Here is a 12,274-nt window from a genome sequence, read left to right as displayed (position 1 = left end):
TGGTTGGCGGACGGGCGGGCCTATGGCCTCGGGGCGCTCGGCCCCGCCTACCGCGCCAGCCAATCGGTGCGCACGCTGATGAATGCCGACGATCCGGCGCGGGCGAATGTGAAGCTGAGCCTTGGTATCGTCAATACCGCCTCCCGCCGCAATCTGCCGCCCCATGCGGTCGATATCGCCCCAGTTATTTCGACCTGGCTCACGGGGATCGTGGCGCGCGATGGGCATTTCCAGCAGCGCTATCCGCTGGTGCTGCTGCCGGAATATGCGGGAATTATCGCCGACCGCGATGGGCCGCTGGCCGGGCAGATCGGGGCCATCTGGCGGCAGAGCGTCGAGGCGGTTCTATTGCCGGGGGAAGCGGCGGTGCCGTTCAATCTGCTGGCGGTCACGGAACCCAACGGCAGCCCGGCGATTGCGCCCTGGATCGAACGCTATGGGCTGTTGCCGTGGCTAACGCGGCTGCTGGAGGTTGCCGTACTGCCGGTTTGGCATCTGCTGGTCGGCCACGGCATTGCGGTCGAAGCCCATGCGCAAAATATGGTGCTCACCCACCGCAACGGCTGGCCCGAGCGCCTCATTCTGCGCGATTTTCACGATAGCATCGAATATTCGCCAGAGTTCCTGCGCGAACCTGCGGAGGAGCCGCCATTTTTCGATCTGAACCCGATCTTCCGCGATGGCGCACCCAATCAATATTATTGGTCCGATCATTTGGAGGCCTTGCGTGAATTGGTGATGGACACGTTATTCATCTACAATCTCACCGATCTGTCGGACCTGTTGGCGCTGGCCTTCGGGCTCCCCGAGATGGAGTTCTGGGGCCGCGTCCAGCGCTGCCTAGAGGGCTATGCGCGCCGCGAAACACCGGGGGCGCGGCTGGCAGCTTTGGGCACCCAAGCCCCTGAAATCCTAACCGAATCCCTAATGCGGGAAAAACTGCTGCGGACGGAGGGGGAGTTGCATCACGCGGTGCCGAACATCCTGGCCGATCTGTCGTTCGTGGCGCGCGAGGTCGATTATGCTGCATATTGACGATATCTTCTTTTCTGAAGCCGAGTTCCGCGCGCGGGTAGGCCACGCCGCCGAGGCGATTGGGCTCGGGTCGCGGGCGCGCGGGCGCTACGCCGTTTGCTTTCCTGAAACGATCGATTGGCTCAGCCTGTTCTTCGCGCTGAAGGAGGCCGATTGCACGGTTCTGCCGCTGCATCCCAGCACGCCCCTTGCGGCGGCGCGGCGGATGGCGCAGGAGGCAGGGTGCCACGCGCTGTTCTTCCATCGCCTCACGCCCGAGCTTCTGCCCGATCCCGGCGCACCGGAAACCGCCGGTCACTTGCTGCAAATGAGTTCCGGCACCACGGGCGCGCCGAAGATCATCGCGCGCTCCTGGGGGGAAATCGCCGGGGAGATCGCCAGCTATACCGGCCATTTCCGCGCGCCGGAGGCCATGACGCCGGTGATCGCCTGCCCGACCACCCATTCCTATGGGCTGATTTGCGGCCTGCTGGTGGCGCTGCATCGGGGGCAGGTGCCGGTTATTCTGAACGTCGATAACCCGAAATATCTACTGAAGCGCCTGCGCGATATCGAGCGGCCCTTGCTCTATTCCTCGCCGGTCATTCTGCATACGCTGGCAAAATTGCTGCCGGAGGACGCGCCGCTACACGCGTTGATGAGTTCCGGGACGGTGCTGCCCGATCCGTGGTTCGCCGCCATCCGCCGCAAAACCCGGCATATGTTCCAGCAGTATGGCTGTTCCGAAGCCGGGTGCATCGCCATCAATGGGGACGTGCAGGCGAGCAACGATATGGGCATCGTTCTGCCCCATCATCGGCTGGAAGCGGGCGCGGGGGCCTATGCGCCGGCCGAAATCATCCTGCGGCGGGAGGGGGGGGATATTTTTACCCGCGACCTCGGGTATTTGAAGTCCGACGGCAGTTTGGTTTTCGTCGCCCGGCTGGATGATACGATCAATGTCTCGGGCCTCAACGTCTATCCGCAGCAGGTGGAAGACGTGGTGATGGGCTTTCCCGGCGTGACCGACGCTATCGTTTTCCGCAAGGCCGATGCTTTTGCTGGCGAGCGGGTTGGGCTGGTGTTCACGGCAACCGAGGCGGTTTCCCTACAATCGCTGCGGGCTTGGTGCCGCTCGCATCTGGCGGCCCATCAGCAGCCGAGCGAGATTCGTCAAACCGCAAGCCTGCCGCGCAAGGCCAATGGCAAAATCAGCCGCCGGGAAGTCGCCGAGCTTTATCAAAGCGGCGCGCTGCTGCCGTTGGAGGCCGCGCAATGACGCCCGACGCGATTCTAAGCGCCATCCGCGCCAGCCTGGCGGGGCCGTTGCAGAACGCCCATCTCGACCAGTTCCGCCCTGAGGCCCGCCTAAACGAAGATCTCTACATCGACTCGATCCTGCTGCTGAACCTGCTGTTGGAGTTGGAGCTTTCCTACGGGCTGACCGTGCCGGACGATCTGGTGTCGACGCGGGCGGTCGAGACGGTGGCCGATGTGGTTGCCCTCTTCGATCCCGCGCCAACGCCGCCGCCCGCGTCGACGGACCCCACCGGCAGCGTTCACGGCGAGGAATATTGGGATCTTAAAATCCACTGTTTCGTTAGTTGCGTCTGCGATGCTTTGAAGCGGCAGAAGATCGATCATCGCCCCTTCTATTTTGGCGTGTGGGACGCTGATTTCACGATCAGCGAGTCCTGGGCCTTGCAGTATCACGCCCCCGGCCTGCGCCATGACTTCTTCCGCACCTGGTTCGAGCGGCTATATGGGGCGGCGGTGCGCGAATGGTACGATCACCGCGCCGACAAGGCCGCGAATCGGGCGGTGCTACTGGACTTGGTGGCAACCCAGGCGGGCGATCATTCGATTATGGTCATGGTCGATCTGTTTCACCTGCCGGAGCGGGAGAATAAGTTCAACCAAAACCCCTTCCCCCATTATTTGATGCTCGCGCCCGCCGCCGATCCCGCCGTTTTCAGCGTGTCAGACCCGGATTTCCGTTGGGAGGGCGAGATTGCCCGCGACAAGATCCTCACGGCTTTCAGCCAGCCGTCTGTTGCGGGCGGGTTTATCTTCGACCGCCGTGCGTTGCACGCGGCAGCGGCGCGGGATGTGAAGGCGTTTTTCGAGGCCTGTTTCCTTAAGAGCCGCAATCCGCTAACCGAGGCCATCCGCCGCATTGTCACGGCGCATCTGGCGGGCGATCCGGCGTTTCCGCCGACGGCCCTGGCGGCGGCCTTGCGGGAAATTCCGGTTCTCTCCATCCGCAAATATGCCTATGAGCATGGCTTTGCCTTTTTCTGGCGCGCGCTCGTTTGGCCCGATCCGTCCTTCTTGCAGCGCTGCGACGAGATCGAAGCGCTGTTCCAGGGCTTTAAGGCGCTGCATTTTGCCATTCTCCGCCTCAGCCAAACGGGCGAGACGGGGCTTACTAGCGATATCTTCAGTCGGCTTGACGCGCTCGACCGGATGGAATTCGCGCTGAAGCGTGAATTAGACACGGCGTTTCAGGCTTGGTGCGCCCTGGTGGCACCGGCTCTAGCGCCGGTGGAGGGCGTGGTATGAAACTGTCGCTCTGCACGATCAGCTTTCGCCATCATCTGATTTCCTTGGAAGAACTAGCGGTTTGGGCGGCGGAAACCGGGTTCGACGGCATCGAGCTTTGGGGAGCTCACGCGCGCAATCTGGCGCATGATCCGCGCCGCAACGGGGCGTGGTTGGCGGATTTCGGCCTGTCGGTGCCAATGGTCAGCGATTATCTGCCGCTGGACGGGGAGGTTGCGACGCTGCTCGCCAAAACCCGCGATCTCTGCCGTCTGGCCCAAGTTTGGCAGGCGAAGAAAATTCGCAGTTTTGCGGGCACGACCGCAAGCGCCGCCACCGCGCCCGCGCACGTGGCGCTGTTGGTCGAGCGCCTGCGGCTTGTCTGCGCGGTCGCGGCCGAGCACGGGCTATCGCTGCTGATCGAAACCCACCCGAACACCCTGGCCGATACGCTCGCGGGCACGCAAAGCCTCATCGCGGCGGTGGATCATCCGGCGCTGAAGATCAATTTCGACGTTCTACACGTTTGGGAAGGCGGCGACGATGTGCTGGCGGCACGCCAAGCCCTCGCGCCCCATATCGCCCATTATCACTTGAAGAATATCCGCTCGCGCGCCGATCTGGCGGTTTTCGAGCCTGGGAACGTTTATGCGGCGGCGGGCCTGCGTGACGGCATGGTGCCGTTGTTCGAGGGGGTGGTCGATTACACCGGCTTTTTGCCGACCTGCGGCGCGGCGGAAGCGTCGCTGGAATGGTTTGGGGCTTCGGCGTTCGAGGTGCTGCGGTCCGACCGTTTGGCGGTTTGCGCCTGTGTGGGCAATGGGCTAAGGGTAGCGCGCCAGCCCTCCCCGCCAGCCCTCGCCCTTCGGGCACGTCATTGATTTGAGACGGAGGAACTGGAAAATGCGGGCCGTTGGCGCTTTCATCGTGAGCTTGCTGCTGCTGGGGCCGGTCGGCCCGGCGCGCGCGTTGGAGATTCAAACCGCGCTCGGCCCGGTTTCTATTGCCGTGCCGCCCCGCACGATTGCCGTCTTTGATCTCGCGGCGGTCGATACGCTGGCGGCGCTCGGCGTGAAACAGCAGGGGTTGCCCAGTAATCTCTATCTTGCGGAATTAGCCCCGCTTCAGAAGGGGGCGGCCAAAGTCGGTACGCTGTTCGAGCCCGATTTGGAGGCTTTGAGCGCACTCGGTCCCGATCTTATCATTCTCGGCGGGCGTTCGTCGCCGCATCTGGCCTCCGTCCGCCGCGTCGCCCCCGCCATCGATATGAGCTTTAGCGGCAGCGATCTGTTGGCGGAAGCCAAGCTGCGTCTCACCACCTATGGGGCGCTGTTCGGTAAAGAGGCAGCGGCGACGGCCCTCGCGCGGGAGCTTGACCAAGCGATTGCCGCGACGCGCGCCGCCGCCCAAGGCAAGGGCCGCGCGCTGATTCTGATGGCGAATGGGCCGAAGATTTCCGCCTATGGGCCGGGCTCGCGCTTCGGTTGGCTGCATTCGGAACTGGGGGTGCCCGCCGCCGCCGAAACCTCGGCGACGGCGGTTCACGGCGAAATCGTTTCCTTCGAATTCGTCCGCAAAGCCGACCCCGATTGGCTCATCGTGCTCGACCGTTCGGCGGCGATTGGCGAGGCGGGCGGCGGCGCGCAGGCGACGCTGGCCAATGATCTGGTGGCGCAAACCAAGGCCGGGCAGCGGGGCCAGATCCTCTATCTACCGCCCGCCGATTTCTACATCGCCGCCGGGGGGATTTCCGCCACGTTGCGCGTTTTGGCCAGCTTGAAAGCGGGGTTCGCGGCGGCACCATGAGCGCACGACCCATACGCTCCGGCCCCCTCGCCGCCGCTGGGGGCTTGCTGCTGTTGGGCGGATTGGCGGGGGTGAGCCTCTTCGTCGGGGCCGCCGATCTTGCGACGGGGGAGATGCTGTGGATCAGCCGCCTGCCGCGCACGCTGGCGGCGCTGCTGGTTGGCGCGGGGTTGGCCATTGCCGGTCTGGTGATGCAGACGCTGGCGCGCAATCGCTTCGTCGATCCGACGCTGGCGGGGACCGAGCAAAGCGCCATGCTGGGCATTCTGCTGGTCACGCTGCTGTGGCCCCAGGCCCCGATTGCCCTGAAGATGGCCGTGGCGAGCGCGGTTGCCTTGCTCGGAACCGGCGGGTTTCTCGCCGCCGTGCGCCGCCTGCCGCCGACCGAGCCGTTCTTGCTGCCGCTGTTCGGGCTGATTTACGGCGGCGTGATTGGGGCGGGCGTCACCTTCATCGCTTGGCAGATGGATTTGCTCCAATATGTCGAAACCTGGGTGAATGGCGATTTCTCCGGCATTTTGCGCGGGCGCTACGAGCTGCTTTGGGGGGCGGCGCTGCTGGTCGCCCTCGCGTGGTGGTTCGCCGACGCGCTGACGATTGCTGCCCTGGGTAAGGAGATGAGCCTGGGGCTCGGCCTGAATTACGAAAGCCTCGTTCGCTTGGGGGTGGTGCTGGTGGCGGTGCTATCGGCGCTCAGTGTGAGCGTGGTTGGGATGATCCCCTTTATCGGCTTGATCGTGCCGAACCTCGTTTCGCGCTTCTGCGGCGATAATCTGCGCCATTCGTTGCCGTGGGTGGCCCTCGGCGGCGGTGCGCTTTGCCTCGCCGCCGATCTGTTGGGGCGGGTCCTGCGGCAGCCTTACGAAATTCCGGTCGGAACAATTCTGGGTGTGCTCGGATCGCTCGCCTTTCTGCTCCTTCTGCTCGGGAAGCGCCGTCATGGCGGATAAGCGGCTGTGGGCGCTGATTGGCCTCGCGCTTCTGGCGATGGCGGCGTTCCTCGGCTGGGGGCTGCGCGGCAATCTCGCCTTTGTGCTGGAGTTGCGCGCCTGGCGGCTGCTGGCGCTGGTGCAAGTGGCGGTGGCGGTGGCGGTTTCGACCGTGCTGCTGCAAACCGTGACGGGAAACCGGATTCTCTCGCCTGCCATTCTGGGTATCGATGCGCTCTATACGCTGGGGCTGACGCTGCTGGTGTTTCTGCTCGGCGGCATCGGCTTTGCCGGGCTGGATGCGCACGTGAAGTTCGCCGCCGCGCTGACCGTGATGACTGGCGCGGCGCTGCTGATTTTTCTGCCGCTCTTACGCGACCGGCAGTCGCTCTATTGGCTGCTGCTGACAGGCGCGATGCTGGGGATTTTATTTCGCAGCCTGAGCGCGCTGCTGGCGCGGCTGATCGATCCCAATGATTTTATGGTTTTACAAGGCGCGACCTACGCCAATTTTGGGCAGGTGCGCGGCGATTTGACGGCGATAGGGGCGGGGATAACGGGGGCGATTATTCTGCTGGTCTGGCGGCAGCGGCATGTTCTGGATGTGATGGCCCTGGGGCGTGCCACGGCGGTTGGCCTGGGCGTGAATTGGTCGCGTAGTCTGATCCTGCTACTAACGGCCATTGTGCTGCTGGTGGCCGTTTCCACCGCCCTCGTCGGCCCGATCACCTTTCTCGGGCTGCTGGTGGTGGCGCTCGCCGAACGCTGCATCGGCACGCAGCGGCACGCGCGCTTGCTCCCTGCTGCCGGGGCGGTGGCGATTGCAACCCTGGTGGGCGGGCAGGCGGTGCTTCAGCACGGGTTCGGCAATGCGGCGACCCTGGGGGTGATCGTCGAATTTTTGGGCGGGCTCGTGTTCCTTGCTCTCTTGCTGACCGGAGCCAAACGATGATCGTCCTCGACCGCGTTTCTCTCACGCTGGGGGGTGCCCCGATCCTCAGCGATATTTCGCTGACGATACCAAAAGGCGGCGTGACGGCGTTGGTCGGGCCGAACGGCGCGGGAAAATCGAGCCTCTTATCGCTTATCGCCCGGCTCCAGCCGCTGCACAGCGGCACGATCACGGTCGATGGTTTGCCGGTGGCAACCACCCCCGGCCCGGTTTTGGCGCGCGTTCTGGCGATCCTGCGCCAAGAAACCGGGCTGGTGAGCCGCCTTACGGTGCGCGACCTCGTCGGCTTCGGGCGTTTTCCCCATAACCGGGGGCGTTTGACGGCGGCGGACCAGGCAGCGATTGCCGAGGCGCTGGCCCAGTTCGATCTTACCGGCCTCGCCGACCGGCAGCTCGAAACCCTCTCCGGCGGGCAGCGCCAGCGGGCTTTTGTGGCGATGGTGTTTTGCCAAGGCACCGACTATCTGCTGCTCGACGAGCCGCTGAACAATCTCGACATGTTCTATGGGCGGCAGATGATGCAGTTGCTGCGCCGGATTGCCGATAGCCACGGGCGCACCATTCTCATCGTCGTTCACGATATTAATTATGCGGCGGCCTATGCCGATAGGATCATTGCGATGAAAGCGGGCCGCCTTATCGCCGACGGCCCCCCAGCGGCGATTTTGACCCCCGACCAGTTGGAGGCGATTTTCGGCTATCGGATGGCGGTCGCGACGCTCGACGGCAGCCCTTACGTCCGCCACCATTGAGGGCGCTTGTGGCTTAGCCCGGCAAAACTCGCTTCGCTCAGGCGGGCAAAAACTCGCTGTGCCGCCGCAAAACCGTTTCGGCAATGAAATCGGCAGTGGCGGCGACGCGGGCGAGGGCGCGCAGGTCTTCGTGAATAATCAGCCAGAAGCTGCGGGTGATGCTCACCTCCTGCCCCAGCACGGGCTGTAACTGCGGCTCGCGGTCGGCAATGAAGCGCGGCAGAATGCAGAGCCCCGCCCCGGCCAGGGTGGCCTTCAGTTGCGCGATCAGGTTGCTGCTTTTCAAGTGCGGGGCGATGCTGCCGACGGCGGCGAGATAGTCGAGCTCCGGCGTGTAAATCAGATCATCGATATAGCCAATGAAGCGGTGGCCCACCAGATCAGCGCGGGTTGTAATCGGCGCGCGGGCCGCGAGATAGTCGGCGGAGGCATAGAGTCTTAGGGAATAGTCGGTCAGTTTGCGCACTACCAGCCGCCCTTCCGTGGGGCGGGACAGGCTGATGGCGATGTCGGCCTCGCGCTTGGAGAGGCTAAAGACGCGTGGTGTTGCCACCAACTGCACTTCAAGCTCCGGGTAGCGGTCGCAGAGGCGGCCGATATGGGCGGCGAGGAATTGACTGCCGAACCCGTCCGGGGCACCGATGCGCACGGTGCCGCTCATCGAACGGTCGGCATCGCCCACCAGCCCCTGCGCGGCAATCGCCGCGCGCTCCATATCCTCGGCGACCGCGCGCAGCCGTTCGCCTTCTGCCGTGAGGCTGAAGCCATCCGGGCGGCGGTCGAACAACGTGACGTTCAGCGCCTCTTCGAGGGCGGCGATGCGGCGGCTGACGGTCGTATGGTCGGCGCGCAGCCGTTTGGCGGAGGCTGTCAGTTTTCCCGTGCGCGCGACATCGAGGAAATAGCGCAGGTCGTTCCAATTGAAGCCGCTCATCGGCCCCTCCCCGGCGCATTCGCGCACAAAGGATGCGCGAATTTACCCGTCGCCTTGCCGGGGGCGAGGGCGTGACATAGGCGCAATAAAATTTGGGGGAAACGGACCATGACGACAGAATTATACCATCTTATCGGCGGGAAAAAGCTCTCCGGCACGTCCGGCCGCTTTGCCGACGCCTTTGAGCCGATGACGGGCACCTTGCGCAGCAAAGTGCCGCTGGCCAGTGTGGAAGAAGTGGCCGCCGCCGTCGAGAATGCCAAGATCGCCCAACGCTCTTGGGCCGTTCAGAATCCGCAAAAACGCGCCCGCGTGATGATGCGGTTTCTCGATCTCGTGCAGCGCGATTACGATGACTTGGCGCGGCTGCTGGCGCTGGAGCACGGTAAGACGATTATCGATGCCAAGGGCGATATTCAGCGCGGCCTTGAAGTCATCGAGTTTTCCTGCGGCATTCCGCATTTGCAGAAGGGCGAGTACACCGACAGCGCCGGGCCGGGCATCGATATTTATTCGATGCGCCAGCCGCTCGGCGTGGTAGCGGGCATCACCCCGTTCAACTTTCCGGCCATGATTCCGATGTGGAAATTCGGCCCGGCGATTGCCTGCGGGAATGCCTTTATCTTAAAGCCGTCCGAACGCACCCCCTCGGTGCCGCTGCGCTTGGCCGAACTGATGCTGGAAGCGGGGCTGCCGGAGGGCATTCTGAATGTCGTTCACGGCGATAAGGTCGCGGTTGATGCGATTCTCGATCACCGCGACGTGAAGGCCATCGGCTTCGTCGGCTCCACGCCGATTGCCGAATATATCTACACGCGCGGCACGGCGGCGGGCAAACGGGTGCAATGCTTCGGCGGGGCCAAGAATCACGCGCTGGTGATGCCCGATGCCGATTTGGACCAAGCCACCGATGCGCTGATTGGGGCCGGGTTTGGCGCGGCGGGCGAACGCTGCATGGCGATTTCGGTCGTGGTGCCGGTCGGTAGGACCACGGCGGATGCACTGATGGCGCGGCTGATTCCCCGCGTCGAAGCGCTGAAAATTGGCCCCTCGACCGATCCTGCCGCCGATTTCGGCCCGCTGGTGACGCGCGAGCATTTGGAGAAGGTGAAATCCTACGTCGATCTCGGCGTTACCGAGGGGGCGGATCTGCGCGTCGATGGGCGCGGGTTTAAGATGCAGGGCTATGAAAACGGCTATTACATGGGCGGCTGTCTGTTCGACAATGTCACGCCCGAGATGCGGATTTATAAAGAGGAAATCTTCGGCCCGGTTCTCTCGGTCGTGCGCGCCGATAATTACGAGGACGCGCTATCGCTGCCGAACGATCATGAATATGGCAATGGCGTCGCTATTTTCACCCGCGACGGCGGCGCGGCGCGCGATTTTGCGGCGCGGGTCGATGTCGGCATGGTCGGGGTGAATGTGCCGATTCCCGTGCCGCTGGCCTATTATACCTTCGGCGGCTGGAAGCGCTCCGGCTTCGGCGATCTCAATCAGCACGGGCCGGACGCCGTCCGCTTCTATACCAAGACGAAAACCGTTACCTCCCGCTGGCCAACGGGTATCAAAGATGGGGCTAGCTTCGTTATTCCGACAATGGGTTAATTCCAAGAAATAGCGGGAGGAACATCATGGCGAGTATCGGGTTTATCGGCCTTGGCAATATGGGCGGGCCGATGGCGGCCAATCTGGTGAAGGCCGGACATCGGGTGACGGGCTTCGATCTGGTTCCGGCGACGCTGACGGCGGCGGAAGCGGCGGGGGTTGTCCTTGCGGCGTCCCCGGCGGAAGCGGCGACCGGGGCGGAAATCGTTATTACCATGCTGCCCAGCGGCAAGCATGTGCTCAGCGTCTATGAGGCGATTGTTCCGGCGGTAGAGCCGGGCACGCTGCTGATCGACAGTTCAACGATTGATGTCGAGTCGGCCCGCAAGGCCCATGCGCTTGCCGCTGCCAAAGGGGCGGATGCGCTGGATGCGCCCGTGTCCGGCGGCGTCGGTGGGGCGGTCGCGGGCACGCTGACTTTCATGGTCGGCGGCGGTACGGACGCTTTCGCGCGGGCCGAACCCATTCTGGCGGCGATGGGCAAGAAGATCGTTCTTTGCGGCGAGGCCGGGGCCGGGCAGGCCGCGAAGATCTGCAATAATATGATCCTCGGAATTTCGATGATCGCCGTCAGCGAAGCCTTCGTGTTGGCCGAAAAACTCGGCCTGTCGCACCAAGCGCTGTTCGACGTCTCCTCCACCTCCTCCGGACAATGCTGGTCGCTGACCACCTATTGCCCGGTGCCCGGCCCGGTGCCGACCAGCCCGGCCAATCGCGACTATCAGCCCGGCTTTGCCGCCGCCCTAATGCTGAAAGACCTCACCCTATCCCAGGAAGCCGCCGCAAGCGCCGGGGCCACAACCCCCTTAGGGGCGGCGGCCACCCAGCTTTACGCCGCGATGGTGGACGCGGCGCAGGGCGGGGTCGATTTTTCCGGCATCATCCATCGCCTGCGGGCTGGGGCGATGCTCTAGAGCTTAGTTTTCTTGGCTCTGAAGGGTTTGAAGCGCAGGTGACCGCCTGCGCTTCTTTTTTTTTGGCGATGCTGGCGTCGGCTTACGCCCAAAGCCGGTCGGCGAACATGAAGCCCACCGCCGCAATGAGGCAAACGAAGGCGGCGAGATGGTTCCATTTCAGCGTCTCGCCCAAATACAGCACGGCAAAACCGGCGAAGGTGACGAGGGTAATGACCTCCTGGATTACCTTCAACTGCCCGGCTGTGAAGCCGGAGGCGTACCCAAGGCGGTTGGCCGGAACTGCAAAACAATATTCAACAAAAGCAATGGCCCAGCTAATCAGCACTACCTTCACAGCGGTGCCTCGGGATGCTTGAGATGCCCATACCAGGCGACGGTCATGAAGAGGTTTGAACAGCACAGCAGCAGAATACTTGTCGTGGAAGGCAGGGTCCAAGAGGGGGAGGAGGGACGCGTGCCGACACTAAAACAAACGCCCTGCGCAATTTTGCACGCAGCGTTTGGGGAGATCGCAGATGTGCCGCTCGAATGCTTAGGCCGAGGCGGCGAGGCTCTGCTCCAGCTTATTGAGAATGTCGTAGCAGGGTAGCACTTTGGCAACGCTGGCGTTCGGCTCGCGGCCTTCGCGGATGGCGGCAATGAACTCGCGGTCCTGCAATTCGATGCCGTTCATCGAGACATCGACTTTCGACACATCGATCTTCTCTTCCTTACCGTTTACCAAATCATCGTAGCGGGCGATATAGGTGCCATTATCGCAGATATAGCGGAAGAAGGTGCCGAGCGGCCCATCGTTATTGAACGACAGCGACAGGGTACAG

Annotated in this window: 11 protein-coding genes and 2 pseudogenes; 10 read left to right on the top strand and 3 right to left on the bottom strand. The window is 63.3% G+C overall.

The window, feature by feature from the left end:
- The 8 genes from VZ95_RS04175 to VZ95_RS04140 form a co-directional block, all read left to right on the top strand.
- The coding region (locus VZ95_RS04175; protein WP_045774761.1) for an IucA/IucC family protein at positions 1 to 1,035 on the top strand (1,035 nt) is incomplete at its 5' end.
- On the top strand, positions 1,022 to 2,293 hold the full coding sequence (locus VZ95_RS04170) for an AMP-binding protein (RefSeq protein ID WP_045774760.1): 1,272 nt from the start codon (positions 1,022 to 1,024) through the stop codon (positions 2,291 to 2,293). The genes VZ95_RS04175 and VZ95_RS04170, both read left to right, overlap by 14 nt.
- A complete protein-coding gene (locus tag VZ95_RS04165) occupies positions 2,290 to 3,576 on the top strand; it encodes a DUF6005 family protein (RefSeq protein WP_045774759.1) in 1,287 nt (428 codons plus the stop codon). Before VZ95_RS04170 ends, VZ95_RS04165 begins: the two co-directional genes overlap by 4 nt.
- A complete protein-coding gene (locus tag VZ95_RS04160) occupies positions 3,573 to 4,436 on the top strand; it encodes a sugar phosphate isomerase/epimerase family protein (RefSeq protein WP_045774758.1) in 864 nt (287 codons plus the stop codon). The genes VZ95_RS04165 and VZ95_RS04160 overlap by 4 nt, the downstream gene beginning before the upstream one ends.
- Positions 4,437 to 4,458: 22 nt before the next feature.
- Positions 4,459 to 5,361 carry a siderophore ABC transporter substrate-binding protein gene (locus tag VZ95_RS04155; RefSeq protein WP_045774757.1) on the top strand — a complete coding sequence of 301 codons (903 nt, stop codon included), beginning with the start codon at positions 4,459 to 4,461 and terminating at the stop codon, positions 5,359 to 5,361.
- Positions 5,358 to 6,311 (top strand): ABC transporter permease, encoded by a 954-nt coding sequence (locus tag VZ95_RS04150; RefSeq protein ID WP_045774756.1) that lies wholly within the window; start codon positions 5,358 to 5,360, stop codon positions 6,309 to 6,311. Before VZ95_RS04155 ends, VZ95_RS04150 begins: the two co-directional genes overlap by 4 nt.
- On the top strand, positions 6,301 to 7,242 hold the full coding sequence (locus VZ95_RS04145) for an iron chelate uptake ABC transporter family permease subunit (protein ID WP_045774755.1): 942 nt from the start codon (positions 6,301 to 6,303) through the stop codon (positions 7,240 to 7,242). Before VZ95_RS04150 ends, VZ95_RS04145 begins: the two co-directional genes overlap by 11 nt.
- A complete protein-coding gene (locus VZ95_RS04140) occupies positions 7,239 to 7,994 on the top strand; it encodes an iron ABC transporter ATP-binding protein (protein ID WP_045774754.1) in 756 nt (251 codons plus the stop codon). The genes VZ95_RS04145 and VZ95_RS04140 overlap by 4 nt, the downstream gene beginning before the upstream one ends.
- Positions 7,995 to 8,031: 37 nt before the next feature.
- Here the strand turns inward: VZ95_RS04140 and VZ95_RS04135 are convergent, their stop codons facing one another.
- Positions 8,032 to 8,928, bottom strand: coding sequence for a LysR family transcriptional regulator (locus tag VZ95_RS04135; protein ID WP_045774753.1), 897 nt, complete (start codon positions 8,926 to 8,928; stop codon positions 8,032 to 8,034).
- 108 nt (positions 8,929 to 9,036) lie between these two features.
- Here VZ95_RS04135 and VZ95_RS04130 point away from each other — a divergent pair, with 108 nt between their 5' ends.
- Both VZ95_RS04130 and mmsB read left to right on the top strand, forming a co-directional pair.
- A complete protein-coding gene (locus tag VZ95_RS04130; RefSeq protein ID WP_045774752.1) occupies positions 9,037 to 10,536 on the top strand; it encodes a CoA-acylating methylmalonate-semialdehyde dehydrogenase in 1,500 nt (499 codons plus the stop codon).
- A gap of 26 nt (positions 10,537 to 10,562) precedes the next feature.
- On the top strand, positions 10,563 to 11,450 hold the full coding sequence (mmsB, locus tag VZ95_RS04125; RefSeq protein WP_045774751.1) for a 3-hydroxyisobutyrate dehydrogenase: 888 nt from the start codon (positions 10,563 to 10,565) through the stop codon (positions 11,448 to 11,450).
- An 82-nt stretch (positions 11,451 to 11,532) separates the two neighbouring features.
- Here the strand turns inward: mmsB and VZ95_RS04120 are convergent.
- A pseudogene (locus VZ95_RS04120) lies at positions 11,533 to 11,834 on the bottom strand (DMT family protein).
- A 151-nt stretch (positions 11,835 to 11,985) separates the two neighbouring features.
- Positions 11,986 to 12,274 (bottom strand): annotated as a pseudogene (locus VZ95_RS04115) (oxidoreductase); the annotation flags it as partial.

The organism is Elstera litoralis, assembly GCF_000963705.1.
Taxonomy (GTDB): Bacteria; Pseudomonadota; Alphaproteobacteria; order Elsterales; family Elsteraceae; genus Elstera; species Elstera litoralis.
This window is presented reverse-complemented; position numbering and strand designations above follow the sequence as displayed.

What these genes read in the sequence shown, in the direction of transcription:
- VZ95_RS04170 (WP_045774760.1), top strand. Translation starts at nt 1,022, where the DNA reads ATGCTGCATATTGACGATATCTTCTTTTCTGAAGCCGAGTTCCGCGCG.
- VZ95_RS04165 (WP_045774759.1), top strand. Translation starts at nt 2,290, where the DNA reads ATGACGCCCGACGCGATTCTAAGCGCCATCCGCGCCAGCCTGGCGGGG.
- VZ95_RS04160 (WP_045774758.1), top strand. Translation starts at nt 3,573, where the DNA reads ATGAAACTGTCGCTCTGCACGATCAGCTTTCGCCATCATCTGATTTCC.
- VZ95_RS04155 (WP_045774757.1), top strand. Translation starts at nt 4,459, where the DNA reads ATGCGGGCCGTTGGCGCTTTCATCGTGAGCTTGCTGCTGCTGGGGCCG.
- VZ95_RS04150 (WP_045774756.1), top strand. Translation starts at nt 5,358, where the DNA reads ATGAGCGCACGACCCATACGCTCCGGCCCCCTCGCCGCCGCTGGGGGC.
- VZ95_RS04145 (WP_045774755.1), top strand. Translation starts at nt 6,301, where the DNA reads ATGGCGGATAAGCGGCTGTGGGCGCTGATTGGCCTCGCGCTTCTGGCG.
- VZ95_RS04140 (WP_045774754.1), top strand. Translation starts at nt 7,239, where the DNA reads ATGATCGTCCTCGACCGCGTTTCTCTCACGCTGGGGGGTGCCCCGATC.
- VZ95_RS04135 (WP_045774753.1), bottom strand. Translation starts at nt 8,928, where the DNA reads ATGAGCGGCTTCAATTGGAACGACCTGCGCTATTTCCTCGATGTCGCG.
- VZ95_RS04130 (WP_045774752.1), top strand. Translation starts at nt 9,037, where the DNA reads ATGACGACAGAATTATACCATCTTATCGGCGGGAAAAAGCTCTCCGGC.
- mmsB (WP_045774751.1), top strand. Translation starts at nt 10,563, where the DNA reads ATGGCGAGTATCGGGTTTATCGGCCTTGGCAATATGGGCGGGCCGATG.